At 72.2% G+C, this 18294-nt stretch carries 18 protein-coding genes and 1 pseudogene; 6 read left to right on the plus strand and 13 right to left on the minus strand.

The genetic code is table 11. From position 1 onward, the window contains the following. Positions 1-157 precede the first annotated feature (157 nt). Complete coding sequence (locus BMZ82_RS08755; RefSeq protein ID WP_093773476.1) at positions 158-610, minus strand: hypothetical protein; 453 nt, start codon at positions 608-610, stop codon at positions 158-160. A 203-nt stretch (positions 611-813) separates the two neighbouring features. Next, positions 814-1527 (minus strand): annotated as a pseudogene (locus tag BMZ82_RS08760) (ATP-binding protein); the annotation flags it as partial. Positions 1528-1796: 269 nt separating this feature from the next. Here BMZ82_RS08760 and BMZ82_RS08765 point away from each other — a divergent pair. Both BMZ82_RS08765 and BMZ82_RS08770 read left to right on the plus strand, forming a co-directional pair. After that, on the plus strand, positions 1797-2657 hold the full coding sequence (locus tag BMZ82_RS08765; RefSeq protein ID WP_093773478.1) for a helix-turn-helix domain-containing protein: 861 nt from the start codon (positions 1797-1799) through the stop codon (positions 2655-2657). Then, positions 2658-2933, plus strand: a complete 276-nt coding sequence (locus BMZ82_RS08770) for a DUF397 domain-containing protein (protein WP_093773480.1) — start codon at positions 2658-2660, stop codon at positions 2931-2933. It abuts the gene before it with no gap. A gap of 146 nt (positions 2934-3079) precedes the next feature. Here BMZ82_RS08770 and BMZ82_RS08775 read toward each other — a convergent pair whose 3' ends face one another. Then, entirely contained in the window at positions 3080-4588 is a 1509-nt protein-coding gene (locus tag BMZ82_RS08775; protein WP_093773482.1) for a MocR-like pyridoxine biosynthesis transcription factor PdxR, read from the minus strand. 47 nt (positions 4589-4635) lie between these two features. Here BMZ82_RS08775 and BMZ82_RS08780 point away from each other — a divergent pair, with 47 nt between their 5' ends. After that, entirely contained in the window at positions 4636-5193 is a 558-nt protein-coding gene (locus BMZ82_RS08780; RefSeq protein ID WP_371271178.1) for a carboxymuconolactone decarboxylase family protein, read from the plus strand. Between the two features lie 149 nt (positions 5194-5342). Here the strand turns inward: BMZ82_RS08780 and BMZ82_RS08785 are convergent, their stop codons facing one another. The 4 genes from BMZ82_RS08785 to BMZ82_RS08800 all read right to left on the minus strand — a co-directional run bounded on the left by BMZ82_RS08785 (position 5343) and on the right by BMZ82_RS08800 (position 8840). Then, positions 5343-6830 (minus strand): glutamate synthase subunit beta, encoded by a 1488-nt coding sequence (locus BMZ82_RS08785; RefSeq protein ID WP_093773841.1) that lies wholly within the window; start codon positions 6828-6830, stop codon positions 5343-5345. Positions 6831-6934: 104 nt separating this feature from the next. Next, positions 6935-7414 (minus strand): anthrone oxygenase family protein, encoded by a 480-nt coding sequence (locus BMZ82_RS08790; protein WP_093773484.1) that lies wholly within the window; start codon positions 7412-7414, stop codon positions 6935-6937. Positions 7415-7648: 234 nt separating this feature from the next. After that, on the minus strand, positions 7649-8080 hold the full coding sequence (locus tag BMZ82_RS08795; protein WP_093773486.1) for a hypothetical protein: 432 nt from the start codon (positions 8078-8080) through the stop codon (positions 7649-7651). A 22-nt stretch (positions 8081-8102) separates the two neighbouring features. Beyond that, on the minus strand, positions 8103-8840 hold the full coding sequence (locus BMZ82_RS08800; protein ID WP_107487647.1) for a DUF2293 domain-containing protein: 738 nt from the start codon (positions 8838-8840) through the stop codon (positions 8103-8105). 280 nt (positions 8841-9120) lie between these two features. Between BMZ82_RS08800 and BMZ82_RS08805 the strand changes: the two genes are divergently transcribed. Both BMZ82_RS08805 and BMZ82_RS08810 read left to right on the plus strand, forming a co-directional pair. Beyond that, complete coding sequence (locus BMZ82_RS08805; protein WP_093773490.1) at positions 9121-9762, plus strand: nucleoside/nucleotide kinase family protein; 642 nt, start codon at positions 9121-9123, stop codon at positions 9760-9762. 261 nt (positions 9763-10023) lie between these two features. Continuing rightward, positions 10024-10458 carry a CBS domain-containing protein gene (locus tag BMZ82_RS08810; RefSeq protein ID WP_093773492.1) on the plus strand — a complete coding sequence of 145 codons (435 nt, stop codon included), beginning with the start codon at positions 10024-10026 and terminating at the stop codon, positions 10456-10458. An 85-nt stretch (positions 10459-10543) separates the two neighbouring features. Here the strand turns inward: BMZ82_RS08810 and BMZ82_RS08815 are convergent, their stop codons facing one another. Next, a complete protein-coding gene (locus BMZ82_RS08815) occupies positions 10544-11671 on the minus strand; it encodes a magnesium and cobalt transport protein CorA (protein ID WP_093773494.1) in 1128 nt (375 codons plus the stop codon). Between the two features lie 256 nt (positions 11672-11927). On the opposite strand from BMZ82_RS08815, the gene BMZ82_RS08820 reads away from it, so the two are divergent. Further along, on the plus strand, positions 11928-12722 hold the full coding sequence (locus tag BMZ82_RS08820; RefSeq protein ID WP_093773496.1) for a class I SAM-dependent methyltransferase: 795 nt from the start codon (positions 11928-11930) through the stop codon (positions 12720-12722). Between the two features lie 159 nt (positions 12723-12881). On the opposite strand, the gene BMZ82_RS08825 is transcribed toward BMZ82_RS08820, so the two are convergent. The 5 genes from BMZ82_RS08825 to BMZ82_RS08845 all read right to left on the minus strand — a co-directional run bounded on the left by BMZ82_RS08825 (position 12882) and on the right by BMZ82_RS08845 (position 18058). After that, on the minus strand, positions 12882-13811 hold the full coding sequence (locus BMZ82_RS08825) for a carbohydrate kinase family protein (RefSeq protein ID WP_093773843.1): 930 nt from the start codon (positions 13809-13811) through the stop codon (positions 12882-12884). 137 nt (positions 13812-13948) lie between these two features. After that, positions 13949-14857 carry a pseudouridine-5'-phosphate glycosidase gene (locus tag BMZ82_RS08830; RefSeq protein WP_093773498.1) on the minus strand — a complete coding sequence of 303 codons (909 nt, stop codon included), beginning with the start codon at positions 14855-14857 and terminating at the stop codon, positions 13949-13951. 200 nt (positions 14858-15057) lie between these two features. Next, positions 15058-16365: an MFS transporter gene (locus BMZ82_RS08835; RefSeq protein WP_093773845.1), complete on the minus strand. Its 1308-nt coding sequence runs from the start codon at positions 16363-16365 to the stop codon at positions 15058-15060. Positions 16366-16555: 190 nt separating this feature from the next. After that, positions 16556-17110, minus strand: a complete 555-nt coding sequence (locus BMZ82_RS08840) for a methylated-DNA--[protein]-cysteine S-methyltransferase (RefSeq protein ID WP_093773500.1) — start codon at positions 17108-17110, stop codon at positions 16556-16558. A 72-nt stretch (positions 17111-17182) separates the two neighbouring features. Next, on the minus strand, positions 17183-18058 hold the full coding sequence (locus tag BMZ82_RS08845; RefSeq protein ID WP_093773502.1) for a glycerophosphodiester phosphodiesterase: 876 nt from the start codon (positions 18056-18058) through the stop codon (positions 17183-17185). Positions 18059-18294: the final 236 nt, after the last annotated feature.

The following is an 18294-nucleotide window of genomic DNA, read 5'->3' on the forward strand; positions in this document are numbered from 1 at the left end:
CCCCATGCGCTCGTGGACGACGGCCACTATCGCGGGACGAGACGGGTGAGGGCAGGGCGCAGGACGGGGGAGCCGGGACGCGCGGGCGTGCGCTGGGCAGGGCGTCGCGGACGGTGCCTGGACGGCCTGGCGGAAGGCAGGGCGCGGAAGGCAGGGGCTACGCGCTGATCGGCCGCGACCAGATGGGCGTCGTGCCCGTGAGGCGGCACAGGGCCAGGTAGAGAGGGATCGGCGGGGTGTACGGAAGGGTGCCGTCCGGTCGGTGGATGAGGCCGGGGAGGCGCGTCGAGTCCGGGACGGTCGCGCCCATCGAGTACTGGGCCGGGGCGGGCCATTCCAGGGCGTAGTCGGAGTCGGCGGGGACCAGCCACCACCAGCGCGCCGCGTCGGCGAAGACGCAGCCCACGCGCGGCAGGCGCGGCATGAGCAGCGGGCCGAGATGGGCCGGGACGGACACGGCGTCGCAGCCCAGGGGGGCCGTCATGCCGTCGGGCACGGTCAGCCGGTGCACAGGTTCGGCAGCGGGCGCGGATGCCCCGGCCGGCCCGCGCTTCAGGCGTACGAGCGTGTCCAGGGTCAGCACCGGAGCCCGACCGCGCCCGGTGTTCATATCCTGCCCCGCTCACGCCCGTGTTCGAACGGGCGAGGGGACGGCAGCGGGTGGGCGCCGGCGGAGTGGCCGGGTATCCGCGTGTCGCGCTCGGGGGTGCGGTGCCGCTGTGCCGGCGTCACGTGGCGAGCCGGACCGTCGGCGGCCGGGGAGGGCACTCCCTGGCCGTGCTGCTCGGCGGGCCGGTGGTGCTGCTCCGCGGGCTGGTCCTCGTCGCCGGGGCCGTCGGACGGTTCCGGCTTCGGACGGGCGCCCCAGCCGAGGTCGTTGCGGGGCCCGGCGGGACCGGTGCGCGGTGCGTCGGGGAAGTCGGGGACGTCGGGGAACTCGTCCAGCGTGTCGAGGAGCTCGCCGAGGTCGGCGTGGCGCTGCTCGGCGGGGTCGACACCCAGGCTGTTGCGGGGCTCGGCGGGGTCGCGGGGCGCGTCGGCCTTGCGCGGCAGGTCGGCCCAGACCAGCAGGCCGGGCCCGTGCTCATGGGCGCCCCAGGCGTGACAGAGGGCCTCGACGAGGAGCAGTCCCCGCCCGTGCTCCGCCTCGGGACGCTGCGGGGAGGGGTGGGGCTCACTCGGCGCGCACCCCTCGTCACGCACGGCTATGCGCACCAGGTGGCCGCTGTCGTGCAGCTCGCAGACGACCACGTCGCTCGCGGTGTGCACGATCGCGTTGGTGACCAGCTCGGTGATGACCAGGGCGGCGCTGTCGCAGGTGTCCGCGCACACCGACCAGCCCGTCAGCCGGGCCCTCGTCAGGCGTCTGGCCTGGGCGGGGGAACCCGGATGGGCGGCCAGTTCGAATCGGAACCGGCGCTCGGCAGCGGCCTGGTCGGGGCCTGCTCCCGCGCCGGCACCGAGACCCTGGGGGCGGCCTGCGGCGGCGTCTGTTCCTAAGGGCGCGGACGGAATCACGCTTGCCACTATCTCCCTGCCGTGAACACTTGGCAAGTGTCACTCTGAAAATTGCGGAGTGCCATATGACGTGGTGGAAGGCCGTGGCACACTGCTCGCAACAGCACGTCGAACGGCGCCAATTGGGACCATTGGAGATCCGTACGCAGTCGTACAGATCTTCGAATCGGATCTTCGAGTGGCGCCGTAAGGCTGTCGGGATTCTTTTCGTGACCGGCCGGGGTCGGGGCCCGCGCAAGCGCCCGCGCGGCCGACCGGGCTCTTCGTGGAGGTGGAGCGTGAGCGAACCGCGGTCCGCGCCGACGGTCGGACAGGTCGTCCTCGGTCGACGCCTGCTGGACCTGCGGGAACGCGCCGGGCTCAAGCGCGAGGAAGCCGCCCGCATCCTGCGCGTCGCGCCCGCCACCGTCCGCCGTATGGAGATGGCCGAGGTCGGCCTCAAGATCCCGTACATGCAACTGCTGCTCAAGGCCTACGGCGTCACCGACGAGGAGGCCGAGGGCTTCGTCCAACTGGCCGAGGACGCCAACAGACCGGGCTGGTGGCAGCGGTTCCACGACGTCCTGCCGGGCTGGTTCTCGATGCACGTCAGCCTGGAGGGGGCCGCCTCCCTCATCCGCCAGTACGAGCCCCACTTCGTCCCCGGCCTGCTCCAGACCGTGGACTACGCGCGTGGCGTCCTGACGTCCGGCGCCATCGGCCAGACCCGGCCGGAGGACATCGAGCGCCTCGTCGACCTGCGCATGCAGCGTCAGGATCTGCTCACCCGGCAGGACGCGCCCCGGTTGTGGGTGGTGATGGACGAGACGGTGCTGCGCCGTCCGGTCGGCGGCCCGGAGGTGATGCGCGCGCAGTTCGACAAACTGCTCGACGCCGCGGAACTGCCCCACGTGACGCTCCAGCTCGCCCCCTTCGCGAACGGGCCGCACCCGGGCACCTACGGGCCCTTCGTGCTGTTCCGGTTCGCCATGCCGGAGCTTCCGGACATGGTCTACAGCGAGTACCTGACCGGCGCGGTCTACCTCGACGCGCGCACCGAGGTGGCGACCCACCTCGAGGTCATGGACCGCATGGCGGCCCAGGCCGCCACAGCACATCGCACGAAGGAGATCCTCCGGGATCTCCGCAAGGAGTTGTGAATGGATCGCATCAAGACTTCGTCCAGGCCGCGGATCCGCGCTCAGCGGATCTACAACGGCATGCCCGCCCGGGAACTGGGCAACGAGGGCTGGCACAAGCCGTGGAGCGGCGGCAACGGCGGCAACTGCCTGGAGGCGATGAAGCTCGCCGACGGCCGCATCGCCGTCCGGCAGTCCACCGACCCCGACGGTCCGGCGCTGATCTACACCTCCGACGAGATGACGGCCTTCATCGAGGGAGCCAAGGCGGGAGAGGCGGACTTCCTGCTCTCCTGACCCGCCCCGCCGATCGACTGAACCGTGCGTGGTGGCACGAGTCACCCTAGGGAGAAGGGCGCACACGCCGCAGGGCCTCATCGCGCCGCAGAGGGCCTCCATAGGCCTCCTTCGGGCCTCACGGCGGCTCAGGGGCCGGCCCGGCCTCATCCGTAGGCCGGAGACCCCGCTGCGTGTTCGGTGGCAGGCAGCGCCCGGCACAGTGCGTCCAGCGCCGCCCCGTACGCGTGCTCCGACGGGGTCGCGTATCCGACGACGAGGCCGTCCTGCGGTGCCATGTCCGTCGCCGGATGCCGGAACGCGGCCAGCCCGTCCAGGGCCACACCCTGCCGGGCGGCCGCCCGCACCGTGGACCGCTCGGTGCCGGGCGGCAGCCGCAGCACCGCGTGGAGGCCGGCCGCGACCCCGGTGACCTCCACGTGCGGCGCGTGCGCGGCGAGCGCCTCGACCAGCCGGTCCCGACGGCCGCGGTAACGCTGCCGCATACGCCGTACGTGACGGTCGTACGCCCCGGACGCGATGAGGTCGGCCAGGGCCAACTGGTCCGGGACGCTCGCCCAGGCCTCCCGTTCGCCCTTGGCGGCCAGCACGCCGCCGACATACCGCTCGGGCAGCACCAGCCACCCCAGACGCAGCGCGGGCGACAGGCTCTTGCTGACCGAGCCGACGTAGATCACCCGCTCCGGATCGAGCCCCTGGACCGCGCCGACGGGCTTGCGGTCGTAACGGAACTCGCCGTCGTAGTCGTCCTCGACGAGCACCCCGCCACGCGCGCGTGCCCAGTCGATCACGGCGGTCCGGCGGCTCGCGTGCAGGGGGCCGCCGGTCGGGAACTGGTGCGCGGGCGTGAGGAGGACGGCCCGCTCGCGCCCCAACTGCTCGACGCGCGCCCCGTCGGCGTCCAGGGGGAGCGGAGTCGTCCGCACGCCCGCCGCCGCCAGCAACTCCCGGTGAAAGTCCAGCCCGTACGCCTCCACGGCCAGCGGTCCGCGCAACACTCCGCTGCCGGGGGCGGACGTCGGAACGGACGTGGGAACGGACGTCGAGGTGAAGGCCGGGGTGAACGCCGGGGTGAACAGGAGCCGCAGCGCGTGGGCGAAACCCGAACAGATCACGATGCGGTCGGGCTCGGTGCGCACACCACGCGCGCGTGCCAGGTACTCGGTGAGGGCCTCGCGCAGTTCCCGGCGTCCGGTGGGATCGCCCGGCCCGAACACCTCGTTGGGCGCCTGCTGGATCGCCCGCCGGTAGGAGGCCAGCCAGGCCGCGCGCGGGAACGACGACGCGTCCGGGGTGCCCTGCCGAAGGTCGTGCCGGGGGCCACGCGCGCGTGGAGGTGCCTCAACGGGCGTGCGCTCGGCGTGTCGCAGGGGCTCGGCCCGTTCGGCGACCCGGGTGCCGGACCCCTGACGGGCGGTCAGCCAGCCCTCGGCGACGAGTTCCGCGTACGCGTCGGCCACCGTGTTGCGGGCGACACCGAGGTCGGCGGCGAGCGAACGGTACGGCGGTAGCCGGGTTCCCGGAGCGAGCCGCCCGCTGCGCACGGCCTCACGCAGCGCGCGGATGAGAGCGGCCCGCCGCCCGCCCGGCCCTTCCACCGCGAGGTGCAGGTCGGCACCGATCCGCTCCGCGGAATTGACCCACGAAGTCGCCATGAAAATGCACCCTACAGGGGGTCTTTTCGGCCCGTAGGTTGAGACACATGACGACGAACACGACGACGAAGAACACGGCGACGAAGAACACGGCGACGGACACGGCGACGAAGAACACGGCGACGGACACGACGATGACGAACACGACGACGGACAAGGCCCGCCTCGACTTCGGGAAGAGCGCCCCCAAGGCGTTCCGCGCCCTCATCGGCTTCGACGCCGCCGCCCGCGAGGGCCTCGACCCGGCGCTCGTCGAACTGATCCAGATCCGCGCCTCGCACCTCAACCACTGCGCGTACTGCCTCCACATGCACACGAACGACGCCCGCAAGGCCGGCGAGAGCGAGGACCGGCTGCACACGGTCGCGGTCTGGCGCGAGGCCCGGCACTTCTTCACCGAGAAGGAACAGGCGGCCCTGGCCCTCACGGAAGCGGTCACGCTGGTGGCCGACGGCGGCATCCCGGACGACGTCTACGCCGAGGCCGCCGCCCGCTTCGACGAGCGGGAACTGGCCCAGGTGCTGGCCCTGATCTGCACGATCAACACCTGGAACCGGGTGGCCCTGGCGACGGGGAAGGTAGCGGGAACGGACGAGCGCCGCTGAAACGATCCGTTTCGGCGGCGTGCCCAGGCATACCGAGGCGTACCGAGGCGTACCGAGGCGTGCCCAGCCCCGTAACGACCTGTAGACCTGTTAACGACCTGTAGACCTGGTCCGGGACGTGGGGCTGAGCCGAGGCCCAGGCGGTGGCCCTAGACGCTCATCGGCCGGTCGTACGGCCCGATCGGCGTCGGCAGTCGTGAACTCCCCGTCAGATGGCGGTCGACGGCCGCCGCCACCGCCCGCCCCTCCGCGATGGCCCACACGATCAGCGACTGGCCGCGCGCCGCGTCACCCGCGGCGAACACGCCGGGGACGTTCGTCGCGAAGCCGCCGTCCCGCGCGATCGTGCCCCGTGGGTCCAGCGTCAGCCCGAGCTGCTCGACGAGCCCGTCCTCCCGGTCGGGCCCGGAGAAGCCGAGGGCGAGCAGCACGAGGTCGGCGGGGAGCGCCCGCGCGGTGCCGTCCACCGGCCTGCGCCGCTCGTCGACCTCGACGAGGTGCAGCGACCGTACGTGCCCGGTCTCGTCGCCTGCGAAGCGGAGCGTGGACGCCGCGAAGAGCCGCGCGTCCGCGTCCGCCGCCGGCGCGGACTCCAGGTCGCGCGCCTCCTCGTGCGCCGCCGAGAGCCGGTAGATCTTCGGATACGTCGGCCAGGGGTCGGCGTCCTCGTCGCGATCCGCGCCGGGCTGCGCGTAGATGTCCAACTGCGTCACGGACGCGGCACCCTCGCGCACCGCCGTGCCCAGACAGTCGGCCCCGGTGTCGCCGCCGCCGACGATCACGACATGCTTTCCGGCGGCGGACATCGGGGACGTCTCCAGGTCGCCCTCTCCCACCCGGTTGGCCAGCGGCAGGTACTCCATGGCCTGCTGGATGCCGGTCAACTCCCGCCCCGGAACATGCAGTTCCCGCCACTCGGTCGCTCCGGTGGCGATCACCACGGCGTCGTAGCGCGACCGCAGATCCGCGGCCATGACGTCCCGCCCGATGGTGGTCGACGTACGGAACTTCGTGCCCTCCGCCCGCATCTGCTCGATCCGCCGCTCAAGATGGTGCTTCTCCATCTTGAACGAGGGAATGCCGTACCGCATCAGCCCGCCGGGCCGGTCGTCCTTCTCGTAGACGGCGACCGTGTGCCCGGCCCGGGTCAACTGCTGCGCCGCGGCCAGCCCGGTGGGCCCGGAACCGATCACCGCCACCGTCTTCCCCGACAGCCGGTCCGGCGGCCTCGGCGGTGTGAAACCGTCCGCCCAGGCCCGGTCGGCGATCGCGGCCTCGACGTTCTTGATCGTGACGGCCGGCTGGTTGATGGCGAGGACGCACCCGGCCTCGCACGGCGCCGGACACAACCGGCCGGTGAACTCGGGGAAGTTGTTCGTCGCGTGCAGCCGGTCGCTCGCCGCCCGCCAGTCCTCCCGCGACACCAGGTCGTTCCACTCGGGGATCAGGTTGCCGAGCGGACAGGCGTCGTGGCAGAACGGTATGCCGCAGTCCATGCAGCGGTCGGCCTGCTTGCTGACGATGGGCAGCAGCGCCCCGGGGACGTACACCTCGTCCCAGTCCCGGACCCGCTCCTCGACCGGCCGGCGCGGCCAGTCCTGGCGGGGTGTGGTCATGAATCCCTTGGGATCGGCCATGGACGTCTTCCTCGCGTACGCGTGCGACAGGCCGAGCGTCATCGGGCGGCACTCTTTCGGCCACGATACGTCCCGTCGGCCACCCGCGCAGGGGGGCAGCGCCGTCAGACCAGGGCCAGCACGTACACGACCGCCGAGGCCGCGGACGCGACCACGCGCACGTGGTTCCACCTCGTCCACTCACGCACATACGTCGGCCAGTACGCGACGGCCTCCGCCGTACCCGGCTCCAACCGCGCCAGCGCCTCGTTGCGCGGCACGTTCGCCATCACGGTCACCCCGAACGTGCCGCACAGATACAGCCCGCTGCCCAGCAGCAGATGAACGGTCCCGTGGTCCGGCCACAACACGAACGTCACCACGGCGATCACCGCGCACAGCGCCGCGGCACCGAGGAACAGGACCATGAACGCCGGTGTCATCGCCGAGGAGTTGATCGCGTTCATCGCCGCGACGCCCTGCGCGGGTGGCAACGCGGCGAGCCCCCGCATCACCAGGACCGAGAAGGCACAGAAGACCCCGGCCATCAGCCCCGTCACCAGAGCCCCCAGCACCGCGAGCACCAGATACGGCCCACCGATCATGACAACGTCAACTCCCACCCGTCGACCACAGATCCCACCGAGTACCGCCCACCACCTCAAGTACAACCCCGCCCATGATCGATGACCATCCCCAAATCAGGCGACGACATGCAAGGACATACGACGACACACGTCATCTAGCTGTGGCCACGCGCTGCGACAAGCTCGCAGTTCGCCATGAGGCCACTGTCCTCGTAGCGGCTGTCAACGAGTGGTTGTGATCAGCACGCGTCGCTACAGCTCATAGTCCTTGGCCAGCTCCTCCCAGCGAATGCTGCGAAGTGCAAGATCAGCATCCTCGCCGGACGGAACATCCGCGGTGGCCTGGAACCAGGCCACGACGAGAGCGGAACGATGCAGCACGGGGTCGAGTTCAGGATCGACCGCTGTCGAGCCGAAGACACCGATGCAAACCACGGAAGGCAGCACCTCGACGGGCCCGAAGGCGCCGACGGTCTGGTCCGGGTACTCACGGGAGGGCGGAACGAGATGGACCGGCGTGTAAGAAAACGCGTGCTCGGCTTGCCGCTGGAGGCTGCCGACCTTCATGTCGTTGATGCGCTTGCACGGATAGCCCTCCAGCATCCCCCCATAGGTCGAAGACATCCGCAGCTCGGTGAGCGCGATCGAGCGACCGGACGAGAGGACTAGGTGGCTCAGCGACATGCCGACACCCTATGCGCACGGTTCACTTCCGATACATGCCCTGGCTAGGGGGTGGGGCCCCTCCCCTCGCCCCACCCTCCCCGCCCCACTCCCGCAGCCGTCCCTCCACCTCCGTCGCGATCCGGCGGCGCGCCTCGTGGCGTGGCACGCCGCTCATCAGCAGCCGGTCGTACGGCGTGTCCAGGTGCCGTACGGACGCCACGACCGCCGAGACGACCGCGCCCTCGGACAACGCCCGCCCGGCGGCGCTACGCCCCACCCGGCCGCTGCCCCGCAGCGAGGCGTGCGCCGCTATCCCACGTGCCCGGTCTCCCGGGCAGCCCGGGAACAGCCGCAGGATCTCCGCCGCGAACGCCTCCGCGAACCGCTCGTCCTGCGCGGCCCGCCGCCGCGCGTCCCGCACCCGGCGCCGCCGCCGCGCCTCGGCGTCCGCCAGGCACCGTTCCTCGGCCCGCGCGAGCGCTGCCTCCTCGACGAGGACGCCCTGCCGCTCGTAACGCCCCTTGCGCCGGTTGAACCGGACCACCACCGCCGACAGCCCGCTCTCCTCCCGCGACCTGCGCGTCAACGCCGTGTCACCGCGCGGCAGGAACACCAGGTGCCCCAGATCGGCGCAGTCGAGGCAGCGCGGCGCGGTGTCCTCCAGGACCACCATCGGCACCGGTCCGCGACGACACCCGGCGCAGTGCTTCCGCCGAAACGGCTGGACGACGACAAGCCCGGTACGGGGCGCGGTAGTTGTGAGCGATGCGCGTGCCATGGGGGCTTCATTCCCCCTGGTGGGCGCGGTGGCACCTGGTCAGCGGCCCATGTCCTCCTTCCTGTTCGCCGGGATGTGCCCCGACACGCTTGCACCCTCGCCCCGTCGGGCGCCTGCCCGCCCCCGAGACGGTGGATTCCGGCGCACGGACGGTCCGGTTCCGGCCCGCCGTCCGAGGTGAGCATCACCAGTCCGCCCTTCCGGGTCCGGGGCGGGGACAAGCGGACGGGCATGCTCAGTGCCAGGATCTCGAGGCGTCCGGGCCGGTGACTGACGCATCATGGGCCGTGTGCGACTCGAAGCGATCACTTGGGAACGGCTCGGCGACCTCCTTGCCGAGCGGCTGCTCGACCTGAAGCCGGACGACGGCGGCCCCTGGCCGCGCATCGCCTTCGACGGCGCCCCGGCGGCCCGCCCCGGTGACCTCGCCGAGCGCGTCGCCGAGGCCCTGCGCACCCGTGGACGCCCCTCCCGTGTCGTGGACACGCACGGCTTCCTGCGCCCCGCCTCCCTCCGCCTCGAGTACGGCCATCACGACGTGGAGGCCTATTACGACGGCTGGTTCGACACCGGCGCCCTGTGGCGCGAGGTGTTCAACCCCCTCGAACCCGACGGTGACGGACGGATCCTGCCCGATCTCCGGGACCCGGCCACCGACCGCGCCACCCGCAGCTCCTACGTCCAACTTCCGCCCGGCGGCTTCCTGTTGCTGCATGGCCCCCTCCTGTTGCGGCACTGGTTCCCCTTCGATCTGACCGTCCACGTGCTGCTCTCTTCGGCGGCCCTGCGCCGGCGCACCCCCGAGGCCGACCACTGGACGCTGCCCGCCTTCGAGCGCTACGCCCAGGAGACCGATCCGGCCGCCGCGGCCGACGTCCTCGTCCGCGCGGACGACCCGCGCCATCCGGCGTGGGGTGGCTGAATCCCACATCGGTAGACCGCCTTTCACCGCACGCGCATAGAGCCGGCCCGGCGTCGTGTCGATCTCAGTGACTGGACAAACTCGGTGGTCGGGACAGACACGAGGGCGACACGGTCCTCGCCGCCCCGCACACCGCGGGCAAGCGGCTCCCGGGGGCCGGGTTCCGGGTGCGGGCGTCCGGTGGCGCGGCGAGAATGTAGGGTGCCGGGACTAGCGGTGCCCCCTGCGCCGCGCCGGCCGCCCGGCACCGGGAGGTACTCCATGACCACCGCCGCAGACATCATGCACCGGGGCGCCCAGTGGATCCCCGCACACGAGACCCTCGACCGCGCCGCCCAGCTCATGCGCGACCTGAACGTCGGAGCGCTGCCCATCAGCGACGAGAACGAGCGACTCTGCGGCATCCTCACCGACCGGGACATCGTCGTCGGCTGCGTGGCCATCGGACACGATCCCGCCAAGATCACCGCCGGGGAGATGGCCCACGGCACCCCGCGCTGGATCGACGCGGGCGCCGACGTCGGCGAGGTGCTCCAGGAGATGCAGGACCACCAGATCCGCCGGCTGCCCGTCATCGAGAACAAGCGCCTGGTGGGCATGATCAGCGAGGCCGACCTCGCCCGGCACCTGACCGAGGAGCAGATCGCCACCTGGGCCGAGAGCGTCTACGCCAGGACCGGCCCCGCCCGACACTGACAGCGCAGACGGCGGTCGCCCTGACGGGACCCGGACCACCCGTCCGCGGACCACCCAGCCCCATCCCCGTGCCCGTGCCCGTCGCTCAGAGCCAGCCGTTGCGTCGGAAGCCCCGGTACAGGATCCAGCAGGCGACGGATATCACGCCGATGACCAGCGGGTAGCCGAACTTCCAGTGCAGTTCCGGCATGTGGTCGAAGTTCATGCCGTACACCCCGCAGACCATCGTCGGCACGGCGATCACCGCGGCCCAGGCCGTGATCTTGCGCATGTCCTCGTTCTGCGCGACCGTGACCTGCGCCAGGTGTGCCTGGAGGATCGAGTTGAGCAGTTCGTCGAAGGCGGCGATCTGCTCCGTGGCCCGCAGCAGATGGTCGGAGACATCCCGGAAGTAGGCCTGTATCTCCGGATCGACCACCCGGACCGGCCGGTCCGCGAGGTCCAGCAGCGGGCGCCCGAGCGGCACCACCGCCCGCTTCAGTTCCAGGAGTTCACGCTTGAGCTGGTAGATGCGCCCCGGGTCCGCCCGCGCGCCGTTCTCCGCGAACACGTCCGTCTCGACCTGGTCGATGTCCGCCTGTACGGCGTCGATGACGTTGAGGTAGTCGTCGACGACGTGGTCCGCGATCGCGTGCAGTACCGCCGACGGCCCCTTGCCGAGCTGGCCAGGATCGGACTCCAGCTCCTCGCGCAGCGGACCGAGCGAGCCGTGCCGTCCGTGCCGCACCGTGATCACGAAGTCCGGGCCGACGAACACCATGATCTCGCCGGTGTTGACCACCTCGCTCGTCGCCGTGAGCTCCTCGTGCTCGACGTAGCAGACCGTCTTGAACACCGCGAACAACGTCTCGCCGTACCGCTCGACCTTCGGCCGCTGATGCGCCTCCACGGCGTCCTCGACCGCCAGCGGATGCAGGTCGAACAGGTCGGCGATGCCCGCGAACTCCTCGTTCGTCGGCTCGTGCAGGCCGAGCCACACGAAACCCTGACCGCTCTTGCGCACCCGCTCCACCGTGTCGACCAGATCGCCGCCGCGCGGGGCCCGGACGCCGTCCCGGTACGTCACACAGTTCACCACCGACGTACCCAGAGGGGAGCGCGCGGGGTGACTCAGGTCGACCCGCGGGAGCCGCCGGGCCAACCGCGCCACCCTGCGCAGGCCGCCGACCCTTCCGAGGTCGGTGACCTTCCGCAGATTCCCTGCCATGGTCATCTGGGACTCCTTGCGTGAAACTCCTCGCGCCGTACTCCTGCGCCCTGGCCAGCCAGTCTGCCAGGCCCGCGTATGTCGTGGGTAAGCCTGTGGAAAGGGCACATTCCGCTTTGTTCCCGCCTGTGGACAACGGGACTTTCGACTGCTCACGCGACCGGCGGCCGGCCATTTCCGCCCCGGCTTCCCGGCTTCAGCGCTCCTGATACCGGCCGCGTCGACCCCCTCCGGCACGCGGCACAACTGGGATGATCGCCGCATGACGCGATCCGACGGGTACCTCCTCGACAACCGGCAGCCCGAGGCGGGGGAACGCTTCGACGCCTTCGCCGCCCTCTTCGACGCCACGACGTTCCGCCACCTCGAAGGGCTGGGGATCGGACCAGGCTGGCGCTGCTGGGAGGCCGGCGCCGGCGGCACCTCCGTCGTGTCCTGGCTGGCGAAGAAGGTCGGCCCGACGGGCAAGGTCCTCGCGACCGACATCGACACCTCCCGGCTGGCGTCGGTCGCCCGCCCGCCGGTCGAGGTGCGCGTCCACGACCTCGGCGCCGAGGAGCCGCCGATGGAGGGCTTCGACCTGGTGCACGCCCGGCTCGTCCTGGTCCATGTGCCGGACCGGGAGCGGGCCATGCGCTCGATGGTCAAGGCCCTGCGCCCCGGCGGACGGCTCCTCATCGAGGACGCCGACCCGGCGCTGCAACCCCTGCTCTGCCCCGACGAGTACGGGCCCGAACAGCAACTGGCGAACCGTCTGCGGCACGGCTTCCGCCAACTCCTCGCCAGCCGGGGCGCCGACCTCTCCTACGGTCGCAAGCTCCCGCGTCTGCTCCGCGAGGCCGGGCTGCGCCGAGTCGAGGCCGACGCCTACTTCCCCGTCACCTCACCCGCCTGCGCCGCCCTGGAGTCAGCGACGGTCCGGCAGATCCGCGACGAACTCGTCCGCGCGGGCCTCGCGACCGACGAGGACATCGACCGCCACCTGACGAACGTCGCCGCCGGCGGCATGGACCTCGCCACAGCACCGATGATCTCCGCGTGGGGCCGAAAGAACTAGGCACCCGGCCGACAGACACCCACCTCGGGACCCCCGCCGGGACCCGCCGTAGGGCCTCAGGCACGGAGCCCCCGCCGACCCCGCCACCCCCGACGGCCCGCCGGACCCGGGCCCCGCCCCAAACTCCCGCCGCCCCCCCACCGAGAAGCCCCGGCACCCTCAGCCGGTGCAGGCCGGGTCGGTCGGTGACGTCGTCCGGTCGTCCGGTGTCGGTGGTCTGGCGCCCACCCGTTGCACTGCCCGGGCGCCCGCTCGGCACCCCTCTGCCGCCGCGGCACCGGCATCGGCGCCCGCCAGGAGCGCGGCGAGGAACGCTCCCGTGAAGGCGTCGCCCGCGCCCGTGGTGTCGCAGGGGACAGCCGGAGCGGCGGGGACCTCGGCGAGCACCGTGCCGTTCCGGACCACCAGCGCACCGTCCGCACCCTGCTTCGACACCACCAGCGGGACATGGCGGCTCAGCTCCGCCGCAGCGGCCGCCCCGTCGAGCAGCCCGGTGAGCAGACAGGCCTCGTCACGGCTGGGCAGCAGGACGTCCACCCCCTCGACGAGGGACAGGAAGCGGTCGACGCCCAGTTCCACCAGGAAGCCCGCCGACGCCGGATCGAGGCTCACCGGCACCCCACGCGCGCGTGCCGACGCCAACGCCGTACGCACCAGGGCCCGTCCGGACTCCGAGAACAGCAGGTATCCCGACAGATGCAGGCGACCGACCCCCTCCAGGAGGGCGTCCGACCAGTCCTCGGGGGCCAGCCGCAGGGACGCGCCGCTGTCGGTGAGGAACGTCCGCTCCGCCGCGGCACCCGTGTCGACCAGGCAGATCACCGTCCCCGTGGACGCCTGCGGATCGACGACGAGCCGGGGCCGCACCCCACAGGCGGTCAGCTCCCGTTCGTGCCAGGCCACCGACTCCGCGCCCACCCGGCCGAGAAGCCGTACGTCCGCACACCCCCAGCACGCGGCCCAGCACGCCACGTTGGCGCCCGCGCCGCCCGGCAGGGTCCGGATCACCGAGACCGTGTCCGTCCCCGAGGCCAGCGGCCCGCGATGCCGGGCGACGACGTCCGTCACGACGTCCCCGACGACCAGCAGCGCCCCACTGGATCCAGCCCCGGACTCGGGCCCTAGAACCGGGCCGTCGCGACCACCGTCCGCCCCCTCCGGTCCGTCTGCCCCGTGCGGTCCCTCCGCCCCGTCCGCTCCCTCCGGCCTGTCCGGTCGCCCGCCGGTCACGCCTCGGCCCACGCCGCCGCGATCCGCGCGGCCAGCCGCACATTGCCGCGCACCGCCGCCAGATTGGCGTCGAGGGACGCCCCGTCCGTGTGCCGGACCAGGTAGTCGAGCAGGAACGGCGTGACGCCCTGGCCGGTGACGCCCGCCTCCTCGCACGCGTGCAGCGCGTCGGCGAGCACGCGCGCGTGCAGCTCGGGATCCAGTTGCTCCTGCTCCGGCACTGGGTTGGCGACGATGAGCGCCGACTCCGGCCCCCCGAGCGCGTCCTGAGCCCGCATCACCTCGGACACCTGCTGCGGGGTCTCCAGCGTCCAGTCCACCGGATGGCCCGAGTCGGACAGGTAGAACCCGGGGAAGCGGTCGGTGCCGTACCCGGCGACGGCGACGCCCAGCGTCTCCAGCCGCTGCAGGGTCGCCGGCACGTCCAGGATCGACTTCACCCCCGCGCACACCACCGTGATCCGGGTGCTCGCCAGCAGCCCCAGGTCGGCCGACTCGTCCTGGGTGAGCGTCCACTCCCGGTGCACCCCGCCCAGTCCGCCCGTCGCGAACACCCGCACGCCCGCCAGCGTCGCCAGCAGCGCCGTCGCCGACACCGTGGTCGCCCCGCTCGCCCCGGAGGCCACCGCGAGCGGCAGGTCGCGATGGCCCAGCTTGCGGAACCCGTCCTCGTTGGCGACCCGCTCCAGTTGCTCCTTGTCCAGGCCCACGTGCGGCCGCCCGTCCAGCACCGCGATCGTCGCCGGTACGGCGCCCTCCGCGCGTACGGCCGCCTCCAGCTCCAGCGCCACCTGCAGATTGCGCGGGCGGGGCAGCCCGTGCGAGATGATCGTGGTCTCCAGGGCCACCACGGGTCGACGCGCGTCGATCGCGTCCCGCACCTCATCCGACACCATCAGCACCACGCGCCCGCCTCCTGTCCGTCGTCTCTCCCCTTCATCTCTGGCGGTCGGCACGTCCGGTCAAACCCTCGCTTTCTGTGGGGGACGACACCGGCCTGGGACGCATGACGGACCACTCGACCCGTCTCGACCACACCGTTGCCGACGGCGGCGCGTGGCGTCCCCGTCTCGGATGCACGCACAGCTCGGCACTACGACTACGACTACGACTGAGCCAGCCCCGTCGCGCTCCCGCCCGCCGTATCGGCCCCGTCCCCGTCCCCGTTCCTGCCCCTGTTCCTGCTCCAGGTGAACAGCACCAGGGCGGCCAGCGGGACGAGCAGAGTCGCCGCGGCGGCGTTGAGCCACGCGTAGCTCGCCCGCGCGACCACGAGCCCGGCGATCGCTCCGCCGACCCCCGCCGAGGTGTTCATGGTGAGGTCCGAGAGCCCCTGGGCGGCGGCCCGCGCGGACTGCGGCACCGCGTCCGTGAGCAGCGCCGAACCCGATACGAGCCCGGCCGACCAGCCCAGGCCGAGCACGAAGAGCCCGGCGGCGGTCTGCCCGTGGCTGTCGCCGGCCGTCCCCGCCAGGAACAGGGCGAGGGCGATCAGCCCGGCCGCGAGCCCCGTCACCGAGAGCCGCCCCACCCGGTCCGCGAGCCGGCCCATCAGCGGCGCGAACGCGTACATGCCCGCGATGTGCCCGCTGATGACCAGCCCGATCAGATCGATGCCCGCGCCGTGGCGGGTGAGGGCGAGCGGGGTCATCGACATGACCGAGACCATCGCCGTGTGCGACACGGCCACCGTCACGAGCGCGAGCCGCGCGCGGGGCGAGGCGGCAACGGCCGTCAGACCGGCCCGCAGGGAACGCGCTGCGGGGGACCGCTCCTCCTCCGGTGCGAGAGCTCGGGCCGTCAGCAGCGGGTCGGGGCGCAGTAGTACGGCCACCACGACCGCCGCTATGACGAAGATCCCGGCCGCCCACAGGAAGGGCCCCGCGGCCTCGGGTATCCCGAGCCCGGCGACGCTCCGGCCGGCGGGCGCGGCGATGTTCGGGCCGAGGACCGCGCCGATGGTGGTCGCCCATACGACGTGGGAGATGGCCCGGGCCCGGCGGTGCGGCTCGGCCAGGTCGGCGGCGGCGAACCGTGCCTGAAGGTTCGCCGAGGAGGCCGCGCCGAAAGCGGCCATGCCGCACAGCAGCAACGGGAAGCTCCCGGCGCGCGCCGCCACCACGACGACCCCGGCGCCCAGCGCGCCCACCAGATAGGCCAGCACCAGCCCGGGCCGACGCCCGCGCGCGGTCATCAGCGCCGCCATCGGTATCGACAGCACGGCGGTCCCGGCGACGGTCGCGGTGGGCGCGAGCCCGGACAGTGCCTCGCTGCCGCTGACCTGCCGGGCCAGTACGGCGGCCAGCGCGATGCCGGTGGCGACACCGAGCCCGCCGAGGATCTGGCTCGCCACCAGCACCGCGGTCGTACGGCGCCGCAGCGCGGGCAGCGACTCGGTGTCGAAGGGCGCCATGGCGGCGCGCTCCACGGCGGTCACAGCTCGCGCCTGATCACGGCGCGGCCGTACTGATGTGTGAGAAGTGTGGTCACCGGCGCAGTCTCCCCCCTGCTGTCAGCCCAGCCCAGACCTCGGAACGCCTTGGAAGGCCTGGTAACGCCTCGCAGCGCCGTGGAAGGCCTCGTAACGGCCCTTGGGGCGGCCCTCAGAACAGCGGCTCGGGCAGGACTCCCTCCAGCGCCAGCAGCTTCCGCTTGGTCTCCAGACCGCCGCCGAAGCCGCCGATGCCGCCGTCCCTCTCCACGACCCGGTGGCAGGGCACCACGACCGGCAGGGGATTGGAACCCATCGCCACCCCCACCGCCTGCGCCGCCCCCGGCTGCCCCACCCGCCTGGCCAGATCGCCGTAGCCGACGACCGCCCCGTACGGGACGCCCGAGGCGAGTTCGCGCAGCACCTGCCGGTTGAAGCCCGCGATCAGGGACCAGTCCAACGGCAGCTCGAAGGCGCGCCGCTCACCCGCGAAGTAGGCCTCGACCTGCCGTATCGCCTCGGCCAGCAGCGGCGAGTCGGGCGCCTCGACGGGCTCCGTGCCCAGCCGGCCCGCCAGCCGGTCGAGTGCCTTGTCCCGCACCGCGTCGGTGGCGTGGAACACGACGTTGAGCAGACCCTCGCGGGTCGCGGCCAGCAACAACGGACCGATGTCGGTACCGACGACGGTCCACACGACCTGCTGCTCGTACTGCCCATGGCTGTCCATGCGCCCACCGTACGACCTGCCACTGACAACGCCCCGGGACCGCCGGACGACGGACGGGACGACGGGATGACGTCAATACCAGTACAAGGCCCGGCGCACCACGTCGGGCTTGTTGGAGATGACGCCGTCGACGCCGTATCCGGCGACGGTCCGGGCGGTCGCGGCGTCGTCGACGGTCCAGGCGAAGACCCCGATCGGCCTGCCGTGCGGTCCGGTCAGCGCGTGCACGGCGGAGACGTACCTCTGGGAGAGCGAGGCGCGCGACGGGTTGATCAGGTCGGCGAAACCCGCGTACCGGGGCAGGTCCGCGACGGCCGGCATACCGAGCAGGCCGGTCCGCACCGCCGGCCTCAGCTCGTGGACGGTGCGCAGACTGTCGGCGCTGAAGCTCTGCACGATCAGCCGGTTGGCAAGGTGCCGCTGGTCGAGCCAGCCCTCGTTGCCCAGCAGTTTGAGGGTCTGCTGCTCGATCCCCGGATACAGCTCGGGGTTCTTGACCTCCAGGAGCAGCTTCTGGTGGTTGTGCTCGACCCGGTCGACGTACTGCTTCAGCGTCGGCACGCGCGCGCCCGCGTGCGCGGTGTGAAACCAGCTCCCCGCGTCGAGCCGTGCGATCTCGGCCGCGGTGAAGTCCTTCACCTTCCAGGGCGCGCGGCCGGGAAACACCTTCTCGGCGTCGGTCGTGCGCCGGAGACTGTCGTCGTGGATCACCACCAGCTCGCCGTCCTTGGTGCGCTGCACGTCGTTCTCCACCCAGAGGATCCCCAGCGATGCGGCCTCGTCGACGGCGTCCAGGGTGTTCTCGGGGGCGTAGGCGGAGGCGCCCCGGTGGGCGATCACCGAGGGCCGGGAGGCGATGCCCGCCCGGGCGTCGTGGACGGGGAGCAGAAGGGCGACGGCGCCCAGGACCGCGGCGGCGGTCGTGGCGGCAACTACGCGCGCGTGCATACGCACTCCTCGCATCGGGCGATCACGTACAGCTCAACTCTGACAGCAGAAGAGTGACGGCGGGGGAGTGTGGGACGGCCGTAGCCGGAAAGGAGACGCCCGAGGCCGCTCACGGATGCCGCACATGTGGGTCAAGGGCGTGTTTCTTTGCCGGAAAATCGTTCGACCATTCCGGTGGGGTCCATACTCTCTCTCAGCCTTGACCGCGCTCAGCGGTCCCGGGAGGGGCGTGTTCA

The sequence above is a fragment of the Streptomyces sp. yr375 genome (genome assembly GCF_900110755.1).
Classification (GTDB): Bacteria; Actinomycetota; Actinomycetes; order Streptomycetales; family Streptomycetaceae; genus Streptomyces.